The sequence below is a fragment of the Nitrincola iocasae genome, from assembly GCF_008727795.1.
Taxonomy (GTDB): Bacteria; Pseudomonadota; Gammaproteobacteria; order Pseudomonadales; family Balneatricaceae; genus Nitrincola; species Nitrincola iocasae.
This window is the reverse complement of sequence record NZ_CP044222.1, coordinates 1,281,454-1,306,056: the sequence shown is the minus strand read 5'-3', so window position 1 is coordinate 1,306,056 and position 24,603 is coordinate 1,281,454. Positions and strand designations below refer to the sequence as shown.

Below are 24,603 nucleotides of genomic sequence, written 5' to 3'. Positions count from 1 at the left end.
CAGCTTATATAGCGAATATACGGCTGAATGTCGCGTGATAATCCTCATAAGCGGTATTCCGCAGAGGTTCCCCATGGCCGCACAGAGCATGCTTAAAAGACAGCTCCTTCAACCGCTCAAAGTCCTCTGCCGCTGGCGTCGCTGCCTGCAACCATACCGGGCCCAGATTTGCCGGCGTAAAGAACTGCATCTGCTGCATCAGCTCCCGGGAAGCATCTGAGAAGAACTCGTCGGGTGCCAGCCAGTTTTGTAATGCATCGCAGGCGATCAGAATACCTCCTGCACGGTCGATACGAAGAATAACTTCTGGCATCTGAGTGGTCTGGAAGCTAAACAGAGAGGCGTCGGAAATGGGTAATGGGCCATCTTCAGTCAGTAGTTTAACCTCTCTTGAGTCAGCGTCCGACTCAACCCCTGGTAACGTCCAGTAGGTCGCGTCATAGCGATCGACATAAAACATATCATCCCGCCCATGCAAACAGCCCAACCGGACCACATCGGTGACTTTTCCCAACTGATCCAGTGCAGCAAGCCCCTCATCGCTCAGGCGTACACTGTTAATAATCACCAGGCGATCACCCTCACGGACCACCGTCATATTGCGGCTGAACTGCCAATCCATCTGCTGCAGAACCGTTTCCATAGCGCCGCTGACAAAAAAAACATCAGGAAAAACTTCTTCGATGGAGCCGTGCGGTAGTGCTTCTGGAAACTGATCCATGACTTTATTCCTTACCCTGTGTTGGAGACAACGTTGTAATCGAAATGACCCACGTAACGATACTCTCTTGCATATTCATTCAGATAGCAATTAAGGTAGTACTGATGGGCTTCATTGAGGCGGCCATAACGAATATCCTCAATGGTTTCATTACCCTGGCTGCTATCAAGCCGTTTAAGGTGAAACAGGGTCATATCCCGGCCGCCAAAAAAAACTTTCAGATAAGCATGTAACGGCCGTGCTGCCGACATATCAAAAACAGCCCCATACAGGGCTGTATACAGCGGATAATGGCGCAACGAAACCTCATTAAAAACAGGGTAATCGCCAGCCGGAGGGGTAAACAGAGGATAAGTTTCCGGCTGATGAACAGGATGCGTACTGAGGTGAGCGATAAAATCTGACGCTAAACCCATCGATCTTGCCCCCTCGATCAGCAGATTGAGATAGCGCTGTGTAGGCAGGCAGTCGTTCTTGATAAATTCTGCCATCCCCACATAAGTATATGCACTCAGCTGTTCATCACCGATCTCTACATCCAGGGTAATACGATCATAACCATGGCCACAGGCCTCCATCGCATCCAGCGAGCCCAGTGACTCATCAGGACAGTAATGGAGAACCCCAAGCACTTTATCATCCGGGTTACCGGTAGGTTCTATATTGCCGACCCCACCCTCATGACGAAAGAAATGCTGCACATTAAAACGCAATCGCCAACCATGCAAAACCGCACGCCGGGAGGCCAAAGGTTCAACGCCTTTCGCCCGCAAGGAGGTCAGATTCATGTTTGATCCAAAACCAAAATAGCGAAACATCTCTAATACCATCCACTGTGCAACAGATCAGTCTGAGCCTAACACATCTTACAGCCACGCAGACGCGCGTCGAAGTGGCTGTAGATCATCAGACAGGCTTCTTTTTCGGCAGCTTCGCCCAGATATTCAGTATGGTAGCGATCAACATACGCAAGCGTAAACAAGCCAGACTCTTCATCTATCTGCACACGATAGGATTTAAGCCCCACCTTATAAACACCCTGATACCTGGCTCTGAGCAACTGCCCGTCAGCATTCAATTCAAGCAGTGGCCACTGCAGCTCGTCGGTAAGTAATGCGGGAACTTTGAGGGGATTTTCGCTATGCAGCGCCAGGAAAAATTCTGCCTGGTCACGGGTATCAAAGACACCCAGCACATAGGTTTTGCTTTGCGCCTGATCCAGCGCATACAGACACCAGGTGAATTCATTGGCTGATTCTGACAGCTGCACCAATCTATAGCGCCAGGCAGGTTCAGTGGACTCAACCAGGCTCTCACGGTGGTCACAGCGAAACCCTGTCAGCAATGCCGGGTGATCTAAGGGCATCCAGTCGTCCCAGGGTGTGGTGTTAGCCTGCAGGTTGCGCATGCCTACTCCGTGGTTTTAAGCGGTTTAAAGGGTTGTCAGGTCAAATCGACTGTAACACAGGTTGATGGGAGTCTTGTAAAAATGACATAGAGCGTCACGCAAGCATGCCGTGCGCTCAGGCAACCCTTGCTGGATATACGCACCCACTTGCTCATACACGGCCTGTTTAAAGGCACTGTTATCCGTGACTTCGCCATTAAGATTATCGCTACTGACACGAAAGCGGAAACCGGCTGCATCAGCCAGTATCCACTCGGTTGCCTGAGGTTTCACCTCCACCCGTTCAAATTCGGCTTGCTGGGCTGCACTACGACCATCCGGTTCATACCAATAGCCAAAGTCTTCTAAGAAGCGCCGCTGAGGACCGGCTATCAGCCAGTGGGCGATTTCGTGCAAGCCACTGCTATAAAAACCATGGGCAAAATAGATAGCATGGTAAGTTCGTTCAGCATCAGCCGGAAGGTAAATCGGCTCATCATCACCACGCACCAGGCGGGTGTTATAGTCGGCCTCAAAGCATTGATTAAAAATGCGGATCAAGTCCTGGTAGTCATGCTCTGACATCAATTCAACACCTGCCAGGTGTCATCATTAAGCCACCAGCTGCGTCCGTCTCGTTTATCAATACGCACAGCGACATAGCCCTTGGTATCTGTATCTGCCCGCTCAATCTGCACCTCATAACTTGATGGGTTCAGACTGGCTGTGTCACGTAACGCCTGCCAGTTATTGTTATCTGCCAGCCAGGTTTCACCTGTCTGGGCATGAAAACGTACCAATATCCAGCCATTTCGAGTGAAGGCCGTGGCAATCCGGTAGGGGCCCGATGCTTCCCCCATCTGAGGTGACTGCATACTCATGGCGGAGAGCAACTGAGCCACCGCCTGATCAATTTCATTCACAGTACTTTCCAGGTAGTCAGCGTCCGCTTCCTCCTGACCTGCTACCGAGGGTCCCTGCTGCAGCTGAGGATCAGTCAGGCTTTGCAAACGGGTCATGTTCATCTGGCTTTGTTCCAGAGTTTGCTGCGTCAGAGAGCGGATCTGTATTACTTGCTCTTGCAACAGGGTTAAGCGCCCGGTCAGTTGATCCAGCTGATTCTGTAAACTGCCGGACATATCGCCCTGAGTAACCTGAATCGGTTCAACGGACCCTCCCCCTAACTGGGCTGCCAGTTCAGCACGCCCTTCTGAGCTATGAGGATCAACTAACTCGGTATCAACCACCTCAGGATCACCAGCTGTCGGCTGTACATTGGCGGCATTACAGCCACTTAACAGCGTCAGCGCAATGCCTGTCGTTAGGATTTTTTTGAACATAATACCCTCTGAACCTCATCACTTATTATTCGCCAGTGTATTAGCCGCATCTATTAACAATACCCACAGAATTGTATGGTCACTGAATCACAACATTTTACTCTACAAACGCTAGCTAGATAAGTTGCTGCTACAACCTGTTTGCAGGAAGCTTTATTTATTTCAACCGACTTAACTTACGATACAATGTACGTTCACTCACTCCCAGACGCTCAGCCAATGAACGGTTATCGCCACTGAAGCGGGATGTGATGCGCTGCAGATAATAACGCTCGAGTTGATCGAGCGGAATGACCTCTTCATCCGGGAAACCGGAATAGGGTATCGCTTCACCCGCTTCTATCACTTGCAGACACTCAGGTGGCAGATGCTGCACGCCAATACGGCCGTCATCTGTCAGCAACATCCCCCGCTCTAAAATATTTCGCAGTTCGCGAATATTGCCAGGGAAACTGTACTGACGTAACAGCTTGACTGCCTGCTCTGTGACACTCACCTGCTCGGCACCGGGTATGCGCGCCAGCAGCGAGTTAATCAACAATCCAAGATCTTCAGGTCGATCCGACAACGCCGGTAGAATAACGGGAAAAGCTGAAATACGGTAATAAAGATCCTGACGGAAAAGCCCCTGGGCAACCAACTGCTTGAGATTACGGTGAGTAGCACATACCAGACGAAAATCGGCATGTAATGGCTCAATCCCCCCCACAGTACGGTAGGTACCTGTTTCAATCAAACGTAACAACTTAACCTGCTGTGGCAAGGGAATTTCACCAATTTCATCCAGAAACAGCGTCCCACCGCGAGCCGCTTCGATCAAGCCCTTCTTACGCCCGACCGCACCGGTAAACGCCCCCCGCTCATGACCAAACAATTCACTTTCGAACAACGACTCTGTCAGCCCGGAACATTCCACCGTGATAAAGGGTCCACGCGCACGGCGACTGCCATCATGTACGGCTCGGGCTGCCAACTCCTTACCCGTACCAGACTCCCCCAAGAGCAGCACAGCAATGTCTGAAGGCGCTGCTCGACGCAGCAGTTCCAGCATCCTGTTAAACGCCGGTGAGCGCCCCACCATACCATCACCTTCACCCGGCGTTGCCCTGGCTTCTTTGACCAGGTGCATAATCTCCAGATAGCAGACCAGTTCGCCCGTGGCATTGCGCACCGGGTTCATCTCCACATCCACATGCTCCTCACCATCCGGCGTGTTGTGAAGATGTAGCACCCGTTGCCGTTGTCCGGTCTCGTGACAACGCTTTAATGGACAGGATTCCCCCGCCTGATCACAGGGTACGCTATAGCCGTGGGATACTTCATAGCAGGTACGTTCCAGTACCTGCCCTCCCTCGGCATAGATTGCCTGATAAGCCTGATTGCAAGCCAGTATCCGATAATCCAGCGCAATAATTGCCGCGGGCTCGTCAATCACATCCAGTAATGAGCTCAACTCCACAATCGAAAGTCCGCTATCTGTTGCAATCATCTCTGCCATTTCAAACTGCCACCAATGTCATATTTGTCAGATCATTATCGACTTTATGTGACAATTTGTCACGTATTAACCCCACATATATTCAGGTATTCTTGCCTAAAGTGCCTAAAGTGGCATGTATTTCACAAAAGCATAATCTAATAACCTTAATATATCGAACTGGCACGCTTAATGCTGTATTTGTTTGATCTTATAAATTTCAGCCGTATCAGAGGAACTTCGTATGATTACTGAAGCGCTCGCAGATATTTCCCGCCTGCAATTCGCGCTCACCGCGATGTATCACTTTCTGTTTGTACCACTCACCATTGGCATGGCTTTTATGCTGGCTATTATGGAATCAGTCTATGTGATGACTGGCAAACAGGTCTACAAAGACATGACCAAATTCTGGGGCAAGCTCTTTGGTATCAACTTTGCTTTGGGCGTTACTACCGGACTGACAATGGAATTCCAGTTTGGTACTAACTGGTCTTACTATTCCCATTATGTCGGTGATGTTTTTGGTGCGCCACTGGCCATTGAAGGTCTCATGGCATTCTTTCTGGAATCCACCTTTGTCGGTTTATTTTTCTTCGGCTGGGACAGGCTCACTAAGGTCAAGCATTTAATGGTGACCTGGCTGGTAGCCATAGGATCAAATTTCTCTGCACTGTGGATTTTAGTCGCCAATGGCTGGATGCAACACCCGGTTGGTGCCGAATTCAACTATGAAACCATGCGCATGGAAATGACCAGTTTTTACGAGCTGGTCATGAGTCCGGTAGCCCAGGTCAAGTTTGTACACACCGTCTCAGCAGGCTATGTGACCGCATCAGTATTTGTACTAGCCATCAGCGCTTACTACCTGTTAAGGGGTCGCGACATAGCCTTTGCACGCCGTTCATTTGCTATCGCCAGCGCCTTTGGTTTGGCGGCATCCTTGTCGGTTATTTTGCTGGGTGACGAATCCGGTTATGAGCTGGGTGATGTGCAGAAAACCAAACTGGCGGCAATAGAAGCCGAGTGGGAAACCCACCCAGCACCAGCGGCGTTCACTCTCATCGGCATTCCCAACCATGAGGAAATGAACACTGATTATGCGGTAAAAATCCCCTACGCACTGGGTTTGATCGCAACCCGCTCCACCACCGAGGAGGTGAAAGGGATTAAGGATCTCATAGAAGAGCATGAAGTCCGTATTCGTAACGGTATGATTGCTTATGGTCTGCTGCAGCAATTACGCAATGGCGAGGCTACTGATGACGTCCGTGCGGCCTTTAACGAGACCAAAAAAGACTTGGGCTATGGTCTGTTGTTGCAGCGTTATACAGCCGAAATAGTTGATGCAACCGATGCACAGATCCGCATGGCTGCCGAAGATACCATTCCGGCCGTAGGTCCTATGTTCTGGGCGTTCCGCATCATGGTAGCCGCTGGCTTCTGGATGCTGTTAGTGTTTGCCTTAAGCTTTTATTACACTGCCCGGCGCACCGCATGGAAAAAAACCTGGTTGCTTAAAGCCGCTTTATTCACCCTTCCTATCCCCTGGATTGCCTCTGAATCCGGCTGGTTTGTTGCTGAGTTTGGCCGCCAACCCTGGGCCGTAGGTGAAATTCTACCGACCTTCAATGCAGTATCCATACTGACGGTGAATGAAATCATCCTGAGCCTGAGTCTGTTTATTCTCTTCTACACCATCCTGGCAACGATTGAGATTTTCCTGATGCAGCACTTTATCCGCAAAGGCCCAAGCAGTTTGAAGACCGGCAGATACCACTATGAGCAGCCTGAGCGCATCAATAACACCACTCAGACGGTTAAAGCCTGATTCGGGTAAGGAGATATTCTGATGATCTTTGATTATGAAACCTTAAAGCTGGCCTGGTGGATACTTATTGGTGTATTACTGATCGGCTTTGCCGTCACCGATGGCTTTGATATGGGCGGCTGTGCCATCCTGCCACTGGTCGCTAAAACTGATGAAGAGCGCCGCGTAGTCATTAACACCATGGCTCCCCATTGGGATGGCAATCAGGTCTGGTTTATCACCGCAGGGGGTGCACTCTTTGCCGCCTGGCCACTGGTCTATGCAGCTGCCTTCTCGGGGCTTTACTGGGCCATGCTACTGGTATTGTTTGCGCTGTTCCTGCGCCCGGTCGGTTTTGATTATCGCTCCAAAATGGAAGATCCGCGCTGGCGTAATGCCTGGGACTGGGCGCTGGTTGTAGGTGGAGCCGTACCGGCGTTGGTATTTGGTGTAGCCTTTGGCAACTTGCTTCAAGGCGTACCTTTTCAGTATGACGAACTGATTCGCCCTTCCTACCATGGCAGCTTCTTTGCCCTGCTCAACCCTTATGCCCTGCTCTGTGGTGTCGTCAGCTTATCGATGCTCAGTTTACATGGTGCTGTCTGGGTACAGATGCGCACCAAAGAACAGGTTGAACAGCGCGCAAGATTTTATGCCCGCATCTTCGCCCTTGTCTGTGCCGCCAGCTTTGCACTGGCTGGTCTCTGGCTCGCCATGGGGATTGAAGGCTATCAAATCCTGTCCATGCCAGCTAAAGATGCCGCATCTAATCCATTGCTTAAAGAGGTGATTAGAGTGGAAGGTGCCTGGTTGAGTAACTACGCTGACTACCCCCTCACCTTATTGGCACCCTTGCTGGGCTTTGCCGGTGTACTCGGCGCTTTCCTACTAACCTCTATACGTCTTCCCGCACTGGCTTTTGTCTGCAGTGCACTGGGCATTACCGGCATTATCCTGACAGCAGGGGTCTCCATGTTCCCGTTTGTCATGCCGTCAAGCCTGATGCCCTCTGCCAGCCTCACCCTCTGGGATGCCGCCTCTAGCGCAGGCACTCTGATGGTCATGACCTGGGCCGTGGTTATTTTTGTACCGATGATCTTAGCCTACACCTTCTGGTGCTACCGCGCCATGTGGCAGAAAATCGGTGTCAGCTTTATTAAAGACAACAGCCATTCACTCTACTGAGGAGACAGAATTATGTGGTACTTCGCCTGGATACTCGGTGTATTACTGGCCTGCGCTTTCGGCATCATCAACGTGATGTGGCTGGAAGCTGAAGAAGAGTTTGATCAGGAGTAATGCTCACTCCCTCAAAGGCACCGCAAGGTGCCTTTTTTTATATGGGCAGAAAACTGCTCCTGCGTTTTCTGCATAGGCGCCTTCCATGGCGCTATATGCCGCGGGCGCAAGGATGCGCAGGAGCGGCGCATGTACAGGACGTACGGGCAGAAAACCGCTCCTGCGTTTTCTGCATAGGCGCCGTCCGTGGCGCTATATGCCGCGGGCGCATGTACAGAATATCAGTAGAGTAGGATACTATGCTTGAATACTTGTAAGTCGTAACTATACATTTTTAATCCAGAGGGCTGGCAGATGGCAAAACAGGATGCAGATATCATTGTGCTAGGTGCAGGCGTCATTGGACTGAGTTGTGCTCTGGCGCTACAACGTGCCGGTCTTAAGGTACTGGTTCTTGACCGCAAAGGTGTTGCAGCGGAGGCCAGTCAGGGGAATGCGGGGGCATTTGCCTTTACCGAAGTGGAGCCCCTGGCTACCCCTGGTATTATGCGCAAAGCCCCTCGCTGGCTGCTCGACCCACTGGGGCCACTTTCCCTGCCTCTTGGCTATGCACTGACATTTGCGCCCTGGATGCTACGCTTCTGGCGTGCCAGCTGGCGTGATCGTTATGAACAATCGACTCGTGCACAAACGGCACTCATGCAACTGTCCAAGCAGTGTCTGGAAGAGCTTATCACGTCGATGCAGGCTGAAGAGATGATTCGACGCGAGGGGCAGCTGCAGCTATACGAGGGAGAAGCCGAGTTTAATGCCAGTCAGGAAAGCCTGAAACTAAAACAGGCACAGGGTATCGAGGTAGAAGTGCTTACCGGGCCAGCCGCTATTGCCGCTATTCAGCCCGGTCTATCTGAGCAATTCACCCATGCAGTCTACACACCGGCCTGGATGAATGTATGCAATCCTGCCACCTGGGTTGAGCGACTGTCCCAGCATTTCCACGAGGCGGGTGGCGAGATCGCCATTACTCATGTCAGTGCCATTCAACCTGATTCAGATAGCGTCACGCTGCTCACTGACCAAGGTAACAAAACAGCCGATAAAATCATTCTGGCCTGTGGTGCCTGGTCGAAATCACTGGCGCAGGGCATCGGTGATCGTTTACCACTGGATACAGAACGCGGTTACAACACCACACTTCCTGCTGGAGCCTTTGAGCTTAAAACCCACCTGACATTTCCCGCACACGGATTCGTGGTCTCACGTATTGACGAGGGTGTTCGTGTCGGCGGTGCGGTCGAATTTGGCGGTTTGCAACGACCACCGAATTATAAACGGTCACAAACACTGCTCAACAAAGCCAAGCACTTTTTGCCCGGATTAAACACAGCCGATGGTGTCCAGTGGATGGGTTTCAGACCATCCATGCCCGACAGCCTACCGGTCATCAGCCATGCTAGCCAGTCTGATCGGGTGATCTATTGCTTTGGCCATGGTCACCTGGGCCTGACCCAGTCGGCCGGATCAGCCCAACTGGTAAAGGATCTGGTGCTGGGTGAAGCTTCGTCGATTGACCGGACACCCTTTAGTGCGACGCGGTTTCACTAAAGGGTCCAGGCCGGTCGACTAATTTCAGTGTCTGAACGCCTGAATATGCAGCCGCCAGGTTTTCCAGAACTGCTCATAGGCTTCGTCACTAAGCTGGTTTTGTTGTTGCGACTGCTGTGAGGCATAGTTCATCAATACCATTTCCATAAAGGTACTGTAATCCAGCGCAATAGCACCTGTTTCACTGGTTTGGGTCTGGTCTCCCCAGCGATTTGTAAACCAGGCATTCCAGTCGTCTGAGCCTGGTGTGTACATATTCAGCGGCGTACTAATCGGCGGTTTGGCCGGATAAAAATAGGTCAGCATTTTATCGCTGTTGGGCAGATAGGCCACAGTGCCATGGCAGCTCATGCAAGACGAGCTTCGCAGCGATTTCACTAATTTGCCATCAACATACACATCATTTTTGACCGCGATATCAAACGGGCCCGATAACCGCCCACCATAACCAAGCGTTACAGTGGCATAAGCGGGGGCCTCTGGATTGACATAGGTTTGCTGTAACGGCTGCTCTGGATGCAAGGCTGAATTGACATCCGGGTCCAGCCCCCACATGGCACCCAAGGGCACCATCCGGTCCCAGGCATCATCACCCAAGGCATCCCGATCGTATACCAGTGTGGAGAAAACCCATCCGGTATCGGGTGCAGCCACACTGTCTTTGACAATAATATCGAAAATCGCCACACGCACATCGGTCACCACCGGTGGCTGATCATGAATGGTACCCTGCTGATTGAAGGGCCGCCGGTAGATCTGCCAGGCAGCTGCACCCTCCAATACCGGCCACTCTTCTGGTGTAGCCGTAGCCGCCGCCGCTTTGATAATCACTGAACCTTCCGGGAACTGCGCCTCACCAGCCAGCAGACTGGGCGAGCAACTGCCCGTCACCGCATCACAGTCTTGCCATACCTGTCCTAACGCATAAGCGGCCGTCTGGTTGTAATAGATGGCGGCATGGTTGCGCACGTCCACGGTCAAGCCAGAGTCGGCATAAACTGAGGCCGCCTGAATCTGGCCGGTATAGGTACCATAAATGGCATCTCGACCTTCCCAGCCAGTCACAGGAATGTCCTCACCAGCCCAGAGCATGCTGTACCAGCCTGTTTGCGGATGCTGATTCCACACCTCGGGTTGAGTCACAAAGATACGCATGGGGTCTTCGACAAACTGCTTCAATGCCAGCACATAGTCATGCGCCTTGGCTTTATTCAGCGGCATGCCATTTAACACCTCGCGCCAAGGCATCTCCAGGGGTTCCTGAATGTTGTCAGGATATTGGTAGTCAAACCGAAACAGTGGGCCATCATATTCCGAGGCATCAGGGATGTTGCCATCATTCACGGCAAAAGGGTTCACTTCAGCCGCCAACGGCAGACTTAGCGTAGCGATCAAAACAGCAGGAAGTATCTGTTTACGGCAGACTAGCGACATGGTTTATCTCCTAATACCTTGGCAAGCGTTTATATCCAAAAGGGACTCAGTCATCAGCAGTAAAAACACAGGTACGATTTTTACCTGCACTTTTAGCCCGATACAGGGCCTTGTCTGCCCGAAGAATCAACTGATCCGTATTCGCCTCCAGACCCACATTCAGTCCAATACTCATGGAGACCCGAGAGGCTACAGAAGATACCTCATGCACCAGATCACGTTGCTTAATGGCCTGGTGAATCTGTTCGGCGATGTGCAGAGCGCCTTCACGATCAGTGGCAGACAAAATCACTGCAAACTCTTCACCACCATAACGAGCGACCAGATCACCAGGCCGCTTGACCACTGAGGTGAAGCACTCAGCCACTGCAATCAAACATTCGTCTCCAGCCTGATGTCCATAATGGTCGTTGTAGGCTTTGAATTCATCCAGATCACAGATCAGCAATGCAAAAGGTAATTCATGCCGCTTGCAGTAGAGGTATTGCTGCTGCAGAACCTGGTTGAAATGACGACGGTTACTCACTCCGGTCAGCCCATCAGTGGTCGCCAGTATCTGCAGCTGTTGATTGGCGTTCTGCAGTTTTTGTTCAGCCAGTTTACGTTCATCATTTTCTTCGGTCAGTCGCTGGTTCAGGTGACGAATGGTATCGTACTGATGCTGCAACTCCTGCTTCTGACGTTCGATATCCTGGGTGCGCTCCCCCACCTTCTGCTCCAGCTTTTGGTAAACCAACGCGTTTTCAATCGAAATAGCAATTTGCCCGCCAAGGTAACGCAACAAGGCAAACCGGTCCTGGGTAAACACCCCTGCTGCCGTGTCATTTTCCAGGTAAACAATCCCTTTTACCTGCCCTTGAATCATCAAAGGCACACAAAGAACAGACAGCACCTGATAACGGGTAAAGTAGGGGTCATTAGCAAATACCGCGTAGTGGCAGGCATCATCTAATAAAATCGGTTCATGCGAAGCCATCACATAATTGATTACTCGCAGTGGCAAATCGGCTGTCTGATCATAGGCTTGATTCTGCATCACCTGGATTTCAGCACGTTCCACCGAGGATTCGGCCTGAATCAGATACTGCTGGTCCTCCTGCAGCATGAGCACACAACGCCGCGCCAAGGTGTTTTCTTGCAAAATAGTCATCAGGGTTTCCAGTAACCGAGGCAAGCGGCGTTCCTGACTAATCACTTCAACAGCCTGGGCGAGACTGTCTAGATCGAATTGACCGGCCTGCCTGACAGCACCGGGGCTTCTTGCCTGAAGGTATCGGCTCTCCACTCCCCATTTCTCAGCCAACTGCCGCTTTTCCAGTTGATGACACTGGGCGGCCAAGAGTTGAGCCTGACTGGTGTACAGCTGTTCAGTCAGCTGATGTCCAATCACTTGCAGGTTAAGATGGCCGTAAAATTCAGCTGTTTTACAGGCTTCCTGATAACATCCCAGCGCTTTGCCAAAACGCCCGGCGATGCGATACAGCTCACCCTGAAGCAATTGCGCTCTATCCAGAAAATTGTCTGGGCACTGCTTGGCCCAGCGCTGCAATTGCCGCGCATAACGTTTAATCCGAAAGTGATTCCGGTGCATTTTCAGCCCGTCATGGGATCGGAGCGTTTGTGCCAGAATCAACGCATGCACAAAACAATGCTCAGCCGCATGCAACATGCCCTGGCTGTCTTTCATGTACCCCTGACTGGTGACGGCAACTGCCGCGGCGTCATCATAATACCCATGAAAGTACAGCACCCACATTTTATTGATGTAGTACAGATGGGCAAAATGACGCGAACCAAACTGACTTAATGTATTCAGATAAGCGTTTTCATCAAAACCCTCATGGCTAAACACGGGCAAGGAGGGTGAAGGATAGCGCAGGTTGAGTAACACCTGGCGAATCCCCACCAACACTTGATCATGTTCAAGTGCGCCGATGCGCTGCAAGGTTGCTTGGAAATAATCACACTGTTGCAACACTTGCTCCAGCGGCTGCCCCCGCATCAACTGACTCTGCAAGGTTCCCGCCACCGCACAACCTGCATGAAACCAGTCCCCTACTTTAAGTCCTTGTTCAAAAGCACGCTGCCAGTAACGTTCAGTATCACTGGCCGGATGCAACCAGGAATGTGCAAAGTAACCATACACAAACGGCACTTCAGCACTCTGCATCTGGTTGTTGTAACGTTCCAGCATAGCCAGCGACAAACGACCATACTTACACCCCAACACAGCAAGACCACGGACGCCACCCAGAAAAATCACGCCGAACACCATATAGCCCACCACAGCTTCTCGGGTATTACCGTAGCGTAAACACAAACGCACTTGCTTGGCAGCCAGGGCCACACAGAGCTCAGGGCGTATCTGATAGGCGGCTTTTTGCATGGCCGACAACAACAAAATCTGATCACGAATACGCGCATCGCTGGCCTCAGGCAAGGCCAGTAATGTCTCTATCGTGGAGCCACGCAGTTTACGTTTCAGGTGCAGATAATCGGCTGCAAAATTCACTGGATTAAAGCCAGCTGGCACCATGAAATCGAGATAACACAGGGCTTTCCTGCCAGTCTCAAAGGCTTGCTGAAACTCCCCATAGTCGGTATGAAATTTAATCAGTAGCTCATAGATTCTGGTACGCTGTCGCTCATCTGTACTGGCTTGTAGCGCCTGCTGATAATAGCTTGATGCTGTCGACTGTTGACCACAAAGGTGCTCACATTCAGCGCGCTCTTTAAAGACTTCAGCACGGAGCTGTGGATCAGTTTGTTGCGGCAACAAGAGTTTCATCGCCAGAATGATGTACCCCAGAGCCAGATGAAAATCACCGTTGTTCTTGGCAACCCCGGTGGCAAGCAGATTCAGCCGGCCAATCTGGTCCAGCAGCTGGATATCGGTAATCTGCTCCAGAGCCACATTGAAGTGATACACACACTCCAACAACCGGGCTTCCACTGCATCGCTGTCTGCGAGACACTGAGCAATGGATAGATGCACCTGTTGAAGGGACGGCTTATCCATCAGGCCATAGGCGGCCTGTTGTATGCGATCATGAGGAAAAACATACTCTCCCTCGGGGGCCTGACGCATCAACCAGCCACCGGCTTGCGCATTGACCAGCGCCCGCTCGACGGCCAGATCAGGTAGCAATCGCTTCAATAGGTCGCTATCGAAGCGGTTACCGATACAGGCGGCTGTTTTCAACACCTGCTGCGTCTCATTGGGCAAAAATACCAGACGCTTTGCCAATAGCTGCACAACATTTTCACTAGCTGGTATATTAGCCTGCTGCTGCAAGTCCAGCTTCCAGATCAACGCTGTAGGATCGAACCAAAGCACCCGATGCAGTTGGCACTGACGCAGATACTCCGCCATATACAATGGATTGCCATGAGTTTTTTCAACGATGGCCATAGCCAGCGCCTCAGCAGCGTCGTTTGACAGCTTGAGGCGCTGCTGCAATAAATCACCAATCATCTGAGCACTGAGTGGCTCCAGGCTGATATCCTGTTGTAGCGTTTGTCGCCCTTGAAGACGCTCCAGAAAACCGCCTAGCAGAGTAGTCATATTATCAGCATCATCTCTGAATGCCATGATAACCACGACTGAAGGCTGCTCATGCTGGGTATTTTCCAGCCATTCCAATGTAGCCGTATCAGCCCACTGGCAATCATCCAGAAATATACATAAGGGGTGGTCAATACTTGCCAGGGTTTGCACAAAACGACTCAACAAACGATAAAGGCGAACTTTAGCATCAGCCGCAGGCAGCGCCACCACTTCCGGAGGCTGCCCAATGAATAAGGCCAATTCAGGCAGGGCTTCTACCAGAATGCCAGCATCTTGTTCCAGGGCCAGACGAAAAATATCACCCCAGCGTTGCACCTGCTCAGATGACTCGGACAGCAACTGACGTAACAGTTGCTGTAGCCCAGCAAACAACCCTTCAAACGGACTGTTGGAGGCGTACTGGTCATATTTAACCTGGACAAAATGGTATTGATCGGCGACAGATTGCTGTGCAGCATAAACCAGACTGGATTTACCAATACCCGATGCTCCCCGTACCAGAACTGTCGCCATAGGCTGGCCTACGGCTTGACGCAGCGTAGTGACTAATGACCCTAGTAGCGCTTCCCGACCGTATTGCTCCCCCTGACTGAACAGCCGACTGACATCGCTCAGATGATCGATTTCAAAATCCGTTAGCGGTGCTCCACGCTCCGACATTTCAACACAGATTCGCAAATCTACGGCTACGGCCTCCAGGGTCTGATAACGCTGACGCCGATCAGTCGCCAGCATTTTTTCCAGTATACGCACCAGAACCGGCGCAACCTCTGGACACTGCTTTTGCAGGCTGGTCTGTATCTGCTGCCCTGACGTTGACAACACCTCAGCTTGTCTATCGACAGGAGCTTGCCCGGTCAACATCAGATAGAACAAAGCACCTAAGGCGTATATATCACTGCGATCATCCACCAGAACACCTGAACGAGGATGCTGTTCTGGTGCCTGATAAGGGCTATTGAGCAAGGCCATATCACTCTGAAATTGCCCCTCTGATTCACGCCGCCAAACCTGCCCAAGCCCAAGAATCCGAAAATCCACCAAATCGTTACTCAGCAGAATATGTTCAGGAGATAATCGGGTATGTATAAATCCGGCATCATGAATAGACTGTACCGCCTCAACCAGCGCCACCGCCAAACGTATAAATTGATGTTCAGATAAAGAATTGTCTGCCAGAAGCAGATCCAGCGGCTGGCCTTCAAAATACTCCCGCAGCAGCACAGGGGTATCATTCCAGGTTGTTATCCCTTTTACAGCGATTAGCTTTTCATGCTGGAACTGCTGCAGCCGATCGCACTCATTGCGAAGCATATCAGCATGAGATACCCCCGGCACCATGAGTTTACTGCGTTTCATCACAACAGGTTCAGAGGATAGCATCGCTAACCAGAGCTCTGACCTGGGCGTTTCCTGCAGCAAGGTTATATCACTGAGATCATTCGCAGATAAGTACAGTTCCATTTACTCAATGCTTAAGGTAAGAGAATCAATTAGAGGCTCAACGGGATCAGGAAACCTCGCCACTTTGACTGATAATCATCGATGCGCCGTCTTGTGTCCAGTATTAAAGCCCTAGTACAAAGCGTAGCAGCATAAACGCCAGCATGCCTGCTACAATCGTAGTCATCAGATCCTTACGTATCAGTGCCACAATAAATGCAAACAGGGCAGCTAATAACCAAGGGTTCTGCCAACTCAACCAGATATCACCTTCAGGCATCAATACTGCCGGAACAATAATGGCGGTCAGCACCGCTGGCGGTACAAAACCCAGCGCTTGACTGAGCCACAAGGGGAAATGCACCCTGCCAGCGACGGCAAAAAGCAGGAAACGCACACTGAAAGTCACCAGGAACATACCCAGTATCAAATAGACTTCCTGCATTATTCAACCTCCTGTTGCTGAGTCTGCCGACGCTGCTGCAGCAGATGCAAGGACATACCGGTAGTAATGCCGCACACAGCCGCGACAATTAAACCGAGCTTGTGTGGCATAAAGGCCGTTGCCACAGCCATAGCGCCAGCCACTATCACAGCTCCCCACATAGGGCGGTTGGTCAGATACGGCACCACCATACCGATAAAGGTAACCGACATGGCAAAATCCAGCCCCCAGTCGGTCATATCCGGAAACATTTCACCCAGCACAATGCCGACGAAGGTACACAGAATCCAATTACCGTACATCGCCACAAACGAGCCCAGATAGAACCAATGTGCCGTCTCAATGGATGCCTGGCGCAAAAAACGGTTACTGACAGCGGCAAAGGTTTCATCGGTCAGGCCAAATGCCATCATCATGCGCCAGCGTAGCGGCAGGTGGCCCACTTTCGGCACAAGATTCGCGGCATACAATAAATGCCGTAGGTTAACCACAAAGGTGGTCAGTATAATGACCGGAATAGCTGCACCGGCAGCCAGTAATCCCAGCGCAATAAACTGGCTGGAACCGGCATAGACAATGACCGACATAGCCATAGCGCCCCAGGCGGACAAACCACTGGTTTCGGCCAGTGTGCCAAAAATAATACCAAAGGGTATGGCACCCACGATCAGCGGCAAGGTGGCCTTGACCCCTGCGGAGAACTCATCTGTTTTACTCACCGTCATTCACTCTCACACCTTTCATTCCATGACCCCAGAACAGGGATAGACAAAACATTAGCATTAACTTATATTAGATGTTACGCATACTATAAACCCTTTACCGAAGCCGCTTCGCACGGCCTCGCCCTGGAGATCGACATGACACTGGATCGCGCCGTTTTTGCCTTTGCTGGCAGCTTTATTCTGATCAGTCTGGCACTGGCTCATTGGGTCAATCCCTTGTGGCTGCTATTTACCGCCTTTGTCGGTGTAAATATGCTTCAAACCGCTTTTACCGGCTTCTGCCCGCTGGTTATTATATTGAAAAAACTGGGTGTAAAACCCGGTCAGGCCTTTGATTAAGGATTTAAATGGGATCTGATTTGTCATAAGGACACTTCAACCCCCTTTTTAACCCCAGCCCCTTTACACCCGCCACCGAGTCATGGATGATCAAATAATTACTGAATCAGATGATCGGGCGGGTGGTAAAGATGAGTAACCCCAAACACACGCTGTTCTGGATGACACTGTTTCTGGGTGTGGTCGGTGCAATCTGTGTCTTAATATATGTTCCACTGCAGACAGCCTTTATGGCTAACTGGGTGTTCAACGCACTGATATTTTGCGTACTGCTGATCGGGATAGGCATCACCTATCGGCAAGTGTTTGTGTTGTTCCCGGAAATTCGCTGGGTCGCCCAGTTCCGTACCGGACGTATGGGGTTATCAGTCACTCAGGAACCCCGCTTGCTCAAGCCTCTTGCCCGCCAACTGGGTGAAGACTACAAACGTGACAAATTCTCTCTGTCTGCATTATCTCTCAGAACCGTCTTGGATGGCATCCGCACTCGACTGGATGAACAACGCGAAATTACCCGCTACTTTATCAGCCTACTGATTTTCCTGGGGCTGCTAGGGACTTTCTGGGGGCTGTTAGGCACCATCAATGCCGTCGGCCAGGTGATTATTAACCTGGATATGGAACAAAGTAATTTCGCTGATGTTTTTTCCAGTTTGCAATCCGGCCTGCTGACGCCGCTGGAGGGCATGGGCACGGCATTCAGCTCGTCCCTGCTGGGACTGGGTGGATCACTGCTGCTCGGTTTCCTCGACATTCAGGCGGGCCACGCGCAAAACCGTTTCTATGATGGCCTTGAAGAATGGCTCACAGGTGTCACCCATCTGGTTGAGAAAGCCCATCAAACCGGGCAGGCCCCAACCGTACTGACGGATGACTGGGATTATGATATTTCCGGCATAGAGACACTCAGGGAAGTGGAACGCTTGCGTGAAGAAAATGCCGAACTGGCGGCCAAGCTGGCTGAACAGGACGATCGCTGATGCTGGGTTCCGGTCGTCGACAACGGAGTCAGATAAACGCCTGGCCGGGGTATGTAGATGCCCTCTCCGCCCTGCTGATGCTGGTTATTTTTATGCTGATGATCTACATGGTCAGCCAGCTTTACTTGTCGCAGGCCCTGTCTGATCGAGACTCCGAACTGGCCCAATTGAGCAACCGCCTGAACGAAATTTCCCGCCTGCTGATGCTGGAAGAAGAACGTACCGAACAGCTCACCGCCGAACTGACCAGTCTGCGCAGTTCATACCAACAAAGCCTGTCCCGCGAAGAAGCGATGCAACAGGCTCTCGATAGCTTGTTAGGTGATCTGAATGCTTCCGAACAGGCACAACAGCAAATTGCTACACGTGCCGCAGAACTGGAAACACAGCTGGAACAAGAGCGCACGGCATTTATGCAACTGCGCACCCTCGCCGATGAACAGGAAAGCCAGATTGCCGGGCTGTCCAGCAGTATAGAATCCACTGATACAGCCTTAAAAGAAGAGCAGGAGCTGACTGCATCTCAGCAGGACTTTATTCTTCAACTGACGCAACGAATTGATGCCCTTCAGGAGCAACTGAAACAGATCAGCGCTGCACTGCAACTCCAGGAAACCATCAGCGCTGAACGTGAGGCTGAGATTGCCGGTCTGGGACAACGTCTGAACCGCCTTCTGGCTGAACGTGTTAATCAACTGGAGCGTTATCAATCCGAATTTTTTGGTCGACTCAGAGATATTCTCGAAGATAATGAAAACATCCGCATAGTCGGTGATCGCTTCCTGCTGCCGTCTGAACTTTTCTTTGCCTCAGGCTCAGCCGAACTCGGCACGTCAGGGCGTTCTGAACTCAACAAGTTCGCCACACTCTTGCTGGAAATAGCCGATAAAATCCCCGATGACGTCGACTGGATACTCAGGGTCGATGGCCACACTGATCGCTTGCCTATCAACACCGAGACCTTCCCATCTAACTGGGAGTTATCCACTGCACGTGCAGTAGCCGTTGTGCGTTACCTCGCCTCACAGGGAGTACCACAAAAACACATGGCAGCAGCGGGCTTTGGTGAGTTTTATCCGGTCGATCCAGGCAACTCTACTGACGCCTTGCAGCGCAATCGCCGTATTGAGATCAAGCTCACGGATCGTTAAGGGCGAGAGGTGTATGTCATCCGGGGAGCCGACGGGGAGAAACACCTCAAACCGCGTTTTAAAAATAAGCAGTAAATCCTGTTTTTTAGCCACAAAGCAGTGTTTAATTCTGCAAAAATAGCACATAACAAAATATTATTTTTAAATATCAAACACATACAGGAAAATTAAAAACCTTCTGCTAGAATGAATTCTTAGTCATAAATTAACCTTCTTCAGCAGGAGAAAGTAATGTCTCGGGAAACCATCGTATTAGGTGCCGGTATAGTAGGCGTCAGCATTGCCTGGCATCTGGTGCAGCGAGGCCGCAAGGTGTTGCTGATTGACCGTCGTCCACCAGGACTGGAAACCTCTTTCGGCAATGCCGGTATTATTCAACGCGAGGCCGTCAGACCCTATGCGTTTCCTCATGACCTGAAAACCCTGTTGCGGGTACTGCCAAATCGCAGTATTGATATCCGCTATAAACCCAGCGGCATGTTTGCAGCGGCCAGCCCGTTGCTTAGCTACTACCTGAACTCTTTTCCAGGACGCTATAAAAAAATCATTCCTGAATATGCTTCAATTATCGCCCTGTCTACCCAGGAACATGACCCGATGATTAAAGCGTCCGGAGCCGACGCACTGATACAGAAAAAAGGCTGGCTGGAGCTCTACCGCACCGAAGCCGAGCTGGATGCCCGTCACCAGGAAGCCCAGGAAGCCGCCAAACAAGGCGTCGTTTCACGTCGCATTGACCGGGCGACGCTGGATGAAATGCAACCCGGCCTTTCAGCCGATATTTGTGGAGCAATCCACTGGCAGAACTCCTGGATGGTGGAATCACCTGGCGATTTAGTGCAAGCCTATGCCAAAGACTTTGAAGCCAAGGGTGGCGAGTTTCTTGAAGCCGAGCTGAACACCATCGTACAAAACTCAGCTAACAACTGGACAGTCACCACCTCCAAAGGCAGTCATGATGCTGCTGAGGTTGTGGTTGCCCTGGGCCCCTGGTCACAAGACTACCTGGCACCACTGAACTACAGTTTCCCGCTGTTTGTTAAACGTGGTTATCATATGCATTACCAACAGCCCAGCATAAAATCCACTCTGAATTACTGGCTGATGGATGCAGAAAAAGGCTATCTGCTTGAGCCGATGAAAGCGGGCATTCGTCTGACTACCGGTGCGGAACTGGCCAACCTGGATGCACCACCAGCTTATGGCCAATTGGAGGCCGCTGAAAAAGTCGCCCGCAAGCTCTTCCCGATAGGTGAGCGCGCCGACAAAGAACCCTGGAAAGGCGCTCGCCCCTGCTTGCCGGACATGAAACCAGTGATAGGCCCTGCGCCCAGACACCCCGGCCTGTGGTTAGCATTTGGCCACGGTCATCAGGGCTTTACCCTGGGTCCAGCCACGGGCCGACTACTGGGTGAAATGATGGATAACGAAAAAACTGCTATCGACATGCAGCCTTTCCGCGCCGACCGTTTCTAAGTCGTTAAAAAATTAAATGGCCCAATTTCACGTTTATGCGTAAAATTGGGCTAATTTTTTAACCCGATAGTAACCATACAGGACTCTCCGCATGGGTCGCGCTTATCAGAACCGCAAAGAATCCATGGCCAAAACGGCCGATCAAAAAACCAAGGTCTACAGTAAATACGCTCGTGAGATCTATGTCTGCGCCAAATCAGGCGGTACAGATCCCGCCGGTAACCTTGCCCTGCGTGGCATGATAGAACGTGCCAAAAAGGATCAGGTGCCCGCTCATGTTATCGATAAAGCACTCGACAAAGCTAAAGGTGCTGGCGGTGAAGATTTCTCAGTAGCCCGCTACGAAGGCTTTGGTCCAGGCAACTGCATGGTGATCGTAGAATGTCTGACCGACAACCCTAACCGCACCTTCGGTGATGTACGTCACTGTTTTACCAAGACCAAGTGTAAAATCGGTACACAAGGCAGCGTCAGCCACATGTTCGATCACTGTGCCATTCTGGCATTTAAAGGTGATGATGAAGAAGCTGTACTCGAAGCGCTAATGATGGCCGATGTCGATGTTACCGACATCGAGAATGAAGACGGCATGATCACCATCTTTGCACCGCACACCGAATACTCGAATGCCAAACAGGCACTCGCGGCCGCCTTCGGCGAAATCGATTACGAAGTGGATGCCATCCAGTTCCTGGCACAGACCACCACCGAGATCAGCGAAGAAGACCAGCCGATGTTCGAGCGCTTTATCGATCTACTGAATGACCTGGACGATGTGCAGAACATCTACCATAACGTCGACTAATCCATCATAAAGACAGAATATCGATCCGCTCCATCACCTGTACAGCCGCCTTCGGGTGGCTGGGCAGCTCTGATGAGTCCTCTGCGTCATCCATGATGCCGTGAGCATACCCCAATTGCAGATTTTTGAAATCAAAGAGCTCCGCATCGGCCAGGTGTGATGGCACCACGTTGCACAAAGAACGAAACATGGTTTCAATGCGACCAGGGTGGCTTTTATCCCAACCCTGCAACATCTCCTTGATCACCTGACGCTGCAGATTTTCCTGTGAGCCACACAGATTACACGGAATAATTGGAAAGCCACGCAGTTCGGCGTAGGCAGCAATATCTTTCTCACGCGCATAAGCCAGCGGACGAATGACCATATTTTTGCCATCATCGGATACCAGTTTAGGTGGCATGGACTTGAGTTTGCCGCCGTAAAACATATTCAGAAAGAAGGTTTCCAGAATATCATCGCGATGATGCCCCAAGGCAATCTTGTTAGCCCCGATCTGCTCAGCAAAACCGTACAAGGTGCCCCGACGCAAGCGGGAGCAAAGTGCACAGGTAGTTTTACCTTCCGGTACCACCGACTTCACCACCGAATAGGTATCGCGCTCGACAATATGGAAAGGCACACCCAACTCGGTCAGGTAATGTGGCAAGACATGTTCCGGAAAGCCCGGTTGTTTCTGGTCCAGGTTAACAGCCACCAGCTCAAAGGCAATCGGCGCACTCTTCTGCAGATTCATCAGGATATCGAGCATCACGAATGAATCCTTCCCGCCGGATAAACACACCATGACCTTGTCACCGTCTTCAATCATATTGAAGGCTTCAATGGCCTGTCCCATTTCCCGTCGCAAACGTTTTTGCAACTTGTTCTGACGGGTTTTGAGTTTTTTGTCCTGGGTTTCTGAGCAGCTGGTCATGGAGATTCCGCAAACGGGTTAATTCGACTTCGACAAAGGGGCAATAGTATAGCCTGCTGTCGAATTAACCGCATCTATTTACATAACCTCAACCATCAACACTTGAAGCGGCTCACCATCGTATTCAATTCTGAAGCGATATGATTCAACTCTTTGGCACTTTCTGCGGTAGAGTGCATGGCACCGCTGGTGATCTCCATCATCTGGGCAATCTGATCAACTTTTTCAGCAATACTGCTACTTGCAAGTGTCTGTTCCTGGGTCGAATTCGCCACACCCGTGACACTCACCAATGTCGATTCAGCACCCTGCCTGATCTGCGCTAATAGCGCCGTTGCAGACTCTGTCGCCACGACACCGGCCTCTACCTGGGGCAAAGCGGTCTCCATAGTTTCAACCACCTGTGCGGTACCCGTCAACACACCTTCAATCATTTTCTCAATATCGCTGGTTGCCGTAGCCGTACGTGCTGCCAGCGTTCTCACTTCATCAGCAACGACAGCAAAACCACGCCCCTGATCACCGGCACGCGCGGCCTCAATAGCCGCATTCAACGCCAACAGATTAGTTTGTTCGGCAATTTCGCGAATCACGCTGGCAATGGATGATATTTGGCTGGCATTGGCATTCAATTCTCCCACTTTGCTGGAAGCCACCTTGACCATGTCAGCAATTTTATTGATCTCATTGCTGGCCGAGCTAACCTGCGTCACCCCTTGCTGCGCCATTTTGGCAGCAAAACGTGAGTTCTCTTCAGTCTCTTTTGCGCTCTCAGAAATATGACTGATGCTCACCGTCATCTCTTCAATAGCCGCAGCCATGGAGGTGATCGCTTCCGACTCATCATTAGCCGCCTGTGCGACATCGGCTGAGGCCTGATTGATGGTATTGGCATTATTGTGAACATTTTTTGATTCATTACGAATTTCGATCACGGTGGCACGGATAGATGAAACCATCGATTCAAGCCCGGCCAGTAAACTACCCTGAGGCGCGTTATCTATATGTATAGTCAGATCACCCTTAGCCGCTCTGGACATCAGATCAATAGCCAGCGCAGGTTCACCACCCACTTGTCGCAAAATACTCAGGGCAATCAGGTAGCCGGAAACGCCAATGACCAGCAAAATAAACAGTGCTACCAAACCATCTTTAAGTAGTTGCTGTCGCAGGTCGGCGGCCAGATCATCCATATAAATGCCGGTGCCAATAAACCATCCCCAAGGCTGAAATGTTTTTGAATAAAGTAACTTATCCACCAGAACAGTACCACCGGGACGAACGAACCCAGAGTCCAAAAATGCCCCGGAAGGCTGCGTTCTCAGGCCAGCTACTATCTCTTTAAGGATATAACGGCCTTCTCCATCACGAATTTCATTGAGCATATTTTTGCCGATGAAAGCGGGATTAACATGCGCAACACCCACACCCTCTAGTGTCCAGGCATAGACATATTCAGCCTTACCATCCTCGCCGCCATAACGTCCAGCAACGAGCATTTCGCCAGCCGCATTCTGTGCTTCCTGGCGCGTCATCACGCCGTTTTTTTCAAGTGTATAATAGTGCTCCACAATACTATAAGCCGATTCCACAATCGACTCTATCACTTGTATACGGCCTTGAGTGAGATCACGTTTGGTGGAGAGTAATGAGGTCACCGTAAGTACGGCAATTCCAATGACTGCCAGCAGCACGATCAGGAAGATACGAGCGCGAAGAGATAACGATATATTCATAAGCTA

The 24,603-nt window shown here is 51.0% G+C and carries 21 protein-coding genes; 9 read left to right on the top strand and 12 right to left on the bottom strand.

Annotated elements, in window-relative coordinates; all coding sequences use genetic code 11:
- Positions 1 to 4: 4 nt before the first annotated feature.
- From F5I99_RS05940 to F5I99_RS05915, 6 genes are all read right to left on the bottom strand, one after another.
- Complete coding sequence (locus F5I99_RS05940; RefSeq protein ID WP_151054104.1) at positions 5 to 721, bottom strand: hypothetical protein; 717 nt, start codon at positions 719 to 721, stop codon at positions 5 to 7.
- A gap of 11 nt (positions 722 to 732) precedes the next feature.
- Positions 733 to 1,539, bottom strand: a complete 807-nt coding sequence (locus F5I99_RS05935; RefSeq protein WP_151054103.1) for a gamma-glutamylcyclotransferase family protein — start codon at positions 1,537 to 1,539, stop codon at positions 733 to 735.
- Positions 1,540 to 1,577: 38 nt separating this feature from the next.
- Positions 1,578 to 2,129 carry a hypothetical protein gene (locus F5I99_RS05930; protein ID WP_151054102.1) on the bottom strand — a complete coding sequence of 184 codons (552 nt, stop codon included), beginning with the start codon at positions 2,127 to 2,129 and terminating at the stop codon, positions 1,578 to 1,580.
- A 24-nt stretch (positions 2,130 to 2,153) separates the two neighbouring features.
- The gene (locus F5I99_RS05925; protein WP_151054101.1) at positions 2,154 to 2,693 is read right to left on the bottom strand and encodes an elongation factor P hydroxylase; all 540 of its coding nucleotides are present in this window, start codon (positions 2,691 to 2,693) and stop codon (positions 2,154 to 2,156) included.
- Positions 2,693 to 3,448, bottom strand: coding sequence for a hypothetical protein (locus tag F5I99_RS05920; RefSeq protein WP_151054100.1), 756 nt, complete (start codon positions 3,446 to 3,448; stop codon positions 2,693 to 2,695). The genes F5I99_RS05925 and F5I99_RS05920 overlap by 1 nt, the downstream gene beginning before the upstream one ends.
- A 157-nt stretch (positions 3,449 to 3,605) precedes the next feature.
- Positions 3,606 to 4,946, bottom strand: coding sequence for a sigma-54 interaction domain-containing protein (locus F5I99_RS05915; RefSeq protein WP_225307573.1), 1,341 nt, complete (start codon positions 4,944 to 4,946; stop codon positions 3,606 to 3,608).
- 223 nt (positions 4,947 to 5,169) lie between these two features.
- On the opposite strand from F5I99_RS05915, the gene F5I99_RS05910 reads away from it, so the two are divergent.
- The 4 genes from F5I99_RS05910 to F5I99_RS05895 all read left to right on the top strand — a co-directional run bounded on the left by F5I99_RS05910 (position 5,170) and on the right by F5I99_RS05895 (position 9,579).
- Positions 5,170 to 6,756: a cytochrome ubiquinol oxidase subunit I gene (locus F5I99_RS05910; RefSeq protein ID WP_151054099.1), complete on the top strand. Its 1,587-nt coding sequence runs from the start codon at positions 5,170 to 5,172 to the stop codon at positions 6,754 to 6,756.
- A 21-nt stretch (positions 6,757 to 6,777) separates the two neighbouring features.
- Positions 6,778 to 7,920, top strand: a complete 1,143-nt coding sequence (cydB, locus tag F5I99_RS05905) for a cytochrome d ubiquinol oxidase subunit II (RefSeq protein ID WP_151054098.1) — start codon at positions 6,778 to 6,780, stop codon at positions 7,918 to 7,920.
- 12 nt (positions 7,921 to 7,932) lie between these two features.
- Entirely contained in the window at positions 7,933 to 8,034 is a 102-nt protein-coding gene (gene cydX, locus F5I99_RS05900) for a cytochrome bd-I oxidase subunit CydX (protein ID WP_036521337.1), read from the top strand.
- A gap of 294 nt (positions 8,035 to 8,328) precedes the next feature.
- On the top strand, positions 8,329 to 9,579 hold the full coding sequence (locus F5I99_RS05895; RefSeq protein WP_151054097.1) for an NAD(P)/FAD-dependent oxidoreductase: 1,251 nt from the start codon (positions 8,329 to 8,331) through the stop codon (positions 9,577 to 9,579).
- 24 nt (positions 9,580 to 9,603) lie between these two features.
- Here F5I99_RS05895 and F5I99_RS05890 read toward each other — a convergent pair whose 3' ends face one another.
- The 4 genes from F5I99_RS05890 to F5I99_RS05875 all read right to left on the bottom strand — a co-directional run bounded on the left by F5I99_RS05890 (position 9,604) and on the right by F5I99_RS05875 (position 17,194).
- Complete coding sequence (locus F5I99_RS05890) at positions 9,604 to 11,013, bottom strand: hypothetical protein (RefSeq protein ID WP_151054096.1); 1,410 nt, start codon at positions 11,011 to 11,013, stop codon at positions 9,604 to 9,606.
- A gap of 46 nt (positions 11,014 to 11,059) precedes the next feature.
- Complete coding sequence (locus F5I99_RS05885; RefSeq protein WP_151054095.1) at positions 11,060 to 16,045, bottom strand: diguanylate cyclase; 4,986 nt, start codon at positions 16,043 to 16,045, stop codon at positions 11,060 to 11,062.
- Between the two features lie 103 nt (positions 16,046 to 16,148).
- A complete protein-coding gene (locus tag F5I99_RS05880; RefSeq protein ID WP_151054094.1) occupies positions 16,149 to 16,469 on the bottom strand; it encodes an AzlD domain-containing protein in 321 nt (106 codons plus the stop codon).
- Complete coding sequence (locus F5I99_RS05875; protein WP_151054093.1) at positions 16,469 to 17,194, bottom strand: AzlC family ABC transporter permease; 726 nt, start codon at positions 17,192 to 17,194, stop codon at positions 16,469 to 16,471. The genes F5I99_RS05880 and F5I99_RS05875 overlap by 1 nt, the downstream gene beginning before the upstream one ends.
- A gap of 135 nt (positions 17,195 to 17,329) precedes the next feature.
- On the opposite strand from F5I99_RS05875, the gene F5I99_RS05870 reads away from it, so the two are divergent.
- From F5I99_RS05870 to F5I99_RS05850, 5 genes are all read left to right on the top strand, one after another.
- Positions 17,330 to 17,533 (top strand): YgaP family membrane protein, encoded by a 204-nt coding sequence (locus F5I99_RS05870; protein ID WP_151054092.1) that lies wholly within the window; start codon positions 17,330 to 17,332, stop codon positions 17,531 to 17,533.
- Between the two features lie 131 nt (positions 17,534 to 17,664).
- Positions 17,665 to 18,513: a hypothetical protein gene (locus F5I99_RS05865; protein WP_225307572.1), complete on the top strand. Its 849-nt coding sequence runs from the start codon at positions 17,665 to 17,667 to the stop codon at positions 18,511 to 18,513.
- The gene (locus tag F5I99_RS05860; protein WP_151054091.1) at positions 18,513 to 19,664 is read left to right on the top strand and encodes a peptidoglycan -binding protein; all 1,152 of its coding nucleotides are present in this window, start codon (positions 18,513 to 18,515) and stop codon (positions 19,662 to 19,664) included. The genes F5I99_RS05865 and F5I99_RS05860 overlap by 1 nt, the downstream gene beginning before the upstream one ends.
- A 231-nt stretch (positions 19,665 to 19,895) precedes the next feature.
- Positions 19,896 to 21,140, top strand: a complete 1,245-nt coding sequence (locus tag F5I99_RS05855) for an NAD(P)/FAD-dependent oxidoreductase (protein WP_151054090.1) — start codon at positions 19,896 to 19,898, stop codon at positions 21,138 to 21,140.
- A 91-nt stretch (positions 21,141 to 21,231) separates the two neighbouring features.
- On the top strand, positions 21,232 to 21,945 hold the full coding sequence (locus tag F5I99_RS05850; RefSeq protein ID WP_151054089.1) for a YebC/PmpR family DNA-binding transcriptional regulator: 714 nt from the start codon (positions 21,232 to 21,234) through the stop codon (positions 21,943 to 21,945).
- Between the two features lie 4 nt (positions 21,946 to 21,949).
- On the opposite strand, the gene ttcA is transcribed toward F5I99_RS05850, so the two are convergent.
- Both ttcA and F5I99_RS05840 read right to left on the bottom strand, forming a co-directional pair.
- Positions 21,950 to 22,861: a tRNA 2-thiocytidine(32) synthetase TtcA gene (gene ttcA, locus F5I99_RS05845; protein ID WP_151054088.1), complete on the bottom strand. Its 912-nt coding sequence runs from the start codon at positions 22,859 to 22,861 to the stop codon at positions 21,950 to 21,952.
- Positions 22,862 to 22,956: 95 nt separating this feature from the next.
- Positions 22,957 to 24,597, bottom strand: a complete 1,641-nt coding sequence (locus tag F5I99_RS05840) for a methyl-accepting chemotaxis protein (protein WP_151054087.1) — start codon at positions 24,595 to 24,597, stop codon at positions 22,957 to 22,959.
- Positions 24,598 to 24,603: the final 6 nt, after the last annotated feature.

Bases quoted from the DNA above. Each gene is read 5' to 3' on its own strand.
- F5I99_RS05940 (WP_151054104.1), bottom strand. From the start codon at position 721: ATGGATCAGTTTCCAGAAGCACTACCGCACGGCTCCATCGAAGAAGTT.
- F5I99_RS05935 (WP_151054103.1), bottom strand. From the start codon at position 1,539: ATGTTTCGCTATTTTGGTTTTGGATCAAACATGAATCTGACCTCCTTG.
- F5I99_RS05930 (WP_151054102.1), bottom strand. From the start codon at position 2,129: ATGCGCAACCTGCAGGCTAACACCACACCCTGGGACGACTGGATGCCC.
- F5I99_RS05925 (WP_151054101.1), bottom strand. From the start codon at position 2,693: ATGTCAGAGCATGACTACCAGGACTTGATCCGCATTTTTAATCAATGC.
- F5I99_RS05920 (WP_151054100.1), bottom strand. From the start codon at position 3,448: ATGTTCAAAAAAATCCTAACGACAGGCATTGCGCTGACGCTGTTAAGT.
- F5I99_RS05915 (WP_225307573.1), bottom strand. From the start codon at position 4,946: ATGGCAGAGATGATTGCAACAGATAGCGGACTTTCGATTGTGGAGTTG.
- F5I99_RS05910 (WP_151054099.1), top strand. From the start codon at position 5,170: ATGATTACTGAAGCGCTCGCAGATATTTCCCGCCTGCAATTCGCGCTC.
- cydB (WP_151054098.1), top strand. From the start codon at position 6,778: ATGATCTTTGATTATGAAACCTTAAAGCTGGCCTGGTGGATACTTATT.
- cydX (WP_036521337.1), top strand. From the start codon at position 7,933: ATGTGGTACTTCGCCTGGATACTCGGTGTATTACTGGCCTGCGCTTTC.
- F5I99_RS05895 (WP_151054097.1), top strand. From the start codon at position 8,329: ATGGCAAAACAGGATGCAGATATCATTGTGCTAGGTGCAGGCGTCATT.
- F5I99_RS05890 (WP_151054096.1), bottom strand. From the start codon at position 11,013: ATGTCGCTAGTCTGCCGTAAACAGATACTTCCTGCTGTTTTGATCGCT.
- F5I99_RS05885 (WP_151054095.1), bottom strand. From the start codon at position 16,045: ATGGAACTGTACTTATCTGCGAATGATCTCAGTGATATAACCTTGCTG.
- F5I99_RS05880 (WP_151054094.1), bottom strand. From the start codon at position 16,469: ATGCAGGAAGTCTATTTGATACTGGGTATGTTCCTGGTGACTTTCAGT.
- F5I99_RS05875 (WP_151054093.1), bottom strand. From the start codon at position 17,194: ATGACGGTGAGTAAAACAGATGAGTTCTCCGCAGGGGTCAAGGCCACC.
- F5I99_RS05870 (WP_151054092.1), top strand. From the start codon at position 17,330: ATGACACTGGATCGCGCCGTTTTTGCCTTTGCTGGCAGCTTTATTCTG.
- F5I99_RS05865 (WP_225307572.1), top strand. From the start codon at position 17,665: ATGAGTAACCCCAAACACACGCTGTTCTGGATGACACTGTTTCTGGGT.
- F5I99_RS05860 (WP_151054091.1), top strand. From the start codon at position 18,513: ATGCTGGGTTCCGGTCGTCGACAACGGAGTCAGATAAACGCCTGGCCG.
- F5I99_RS05855 (WP_151054090.1), top strand. From the start codon at position 19,896: ATGTCTCGGGAAACCATCGTATTAGGTGCCGGTATAGTAGGCGTCAGC.
- F5I99_RS05850 (WP_151054089.1), top strand. From the start codon at position 21,232: ATGGGTCGCGCTTATCAGAACCGCAAAGAATCCATGGCCAAAACGGCC.
- ttcA (WP_151054088.1), bottom strand. From the start codon at position 22,861: ATGACCAGCTGCTCAGAAACCCAGGACAAAAAACTCAAAACCCGTCAG.
- F5I99_RS05840 (WP_151054087.1), bottom strand. From the start codon at position 24,597: ATGAATATATCGTTATCTCTTCGCGCTCGTATCTTCCTGATCGTGCTG.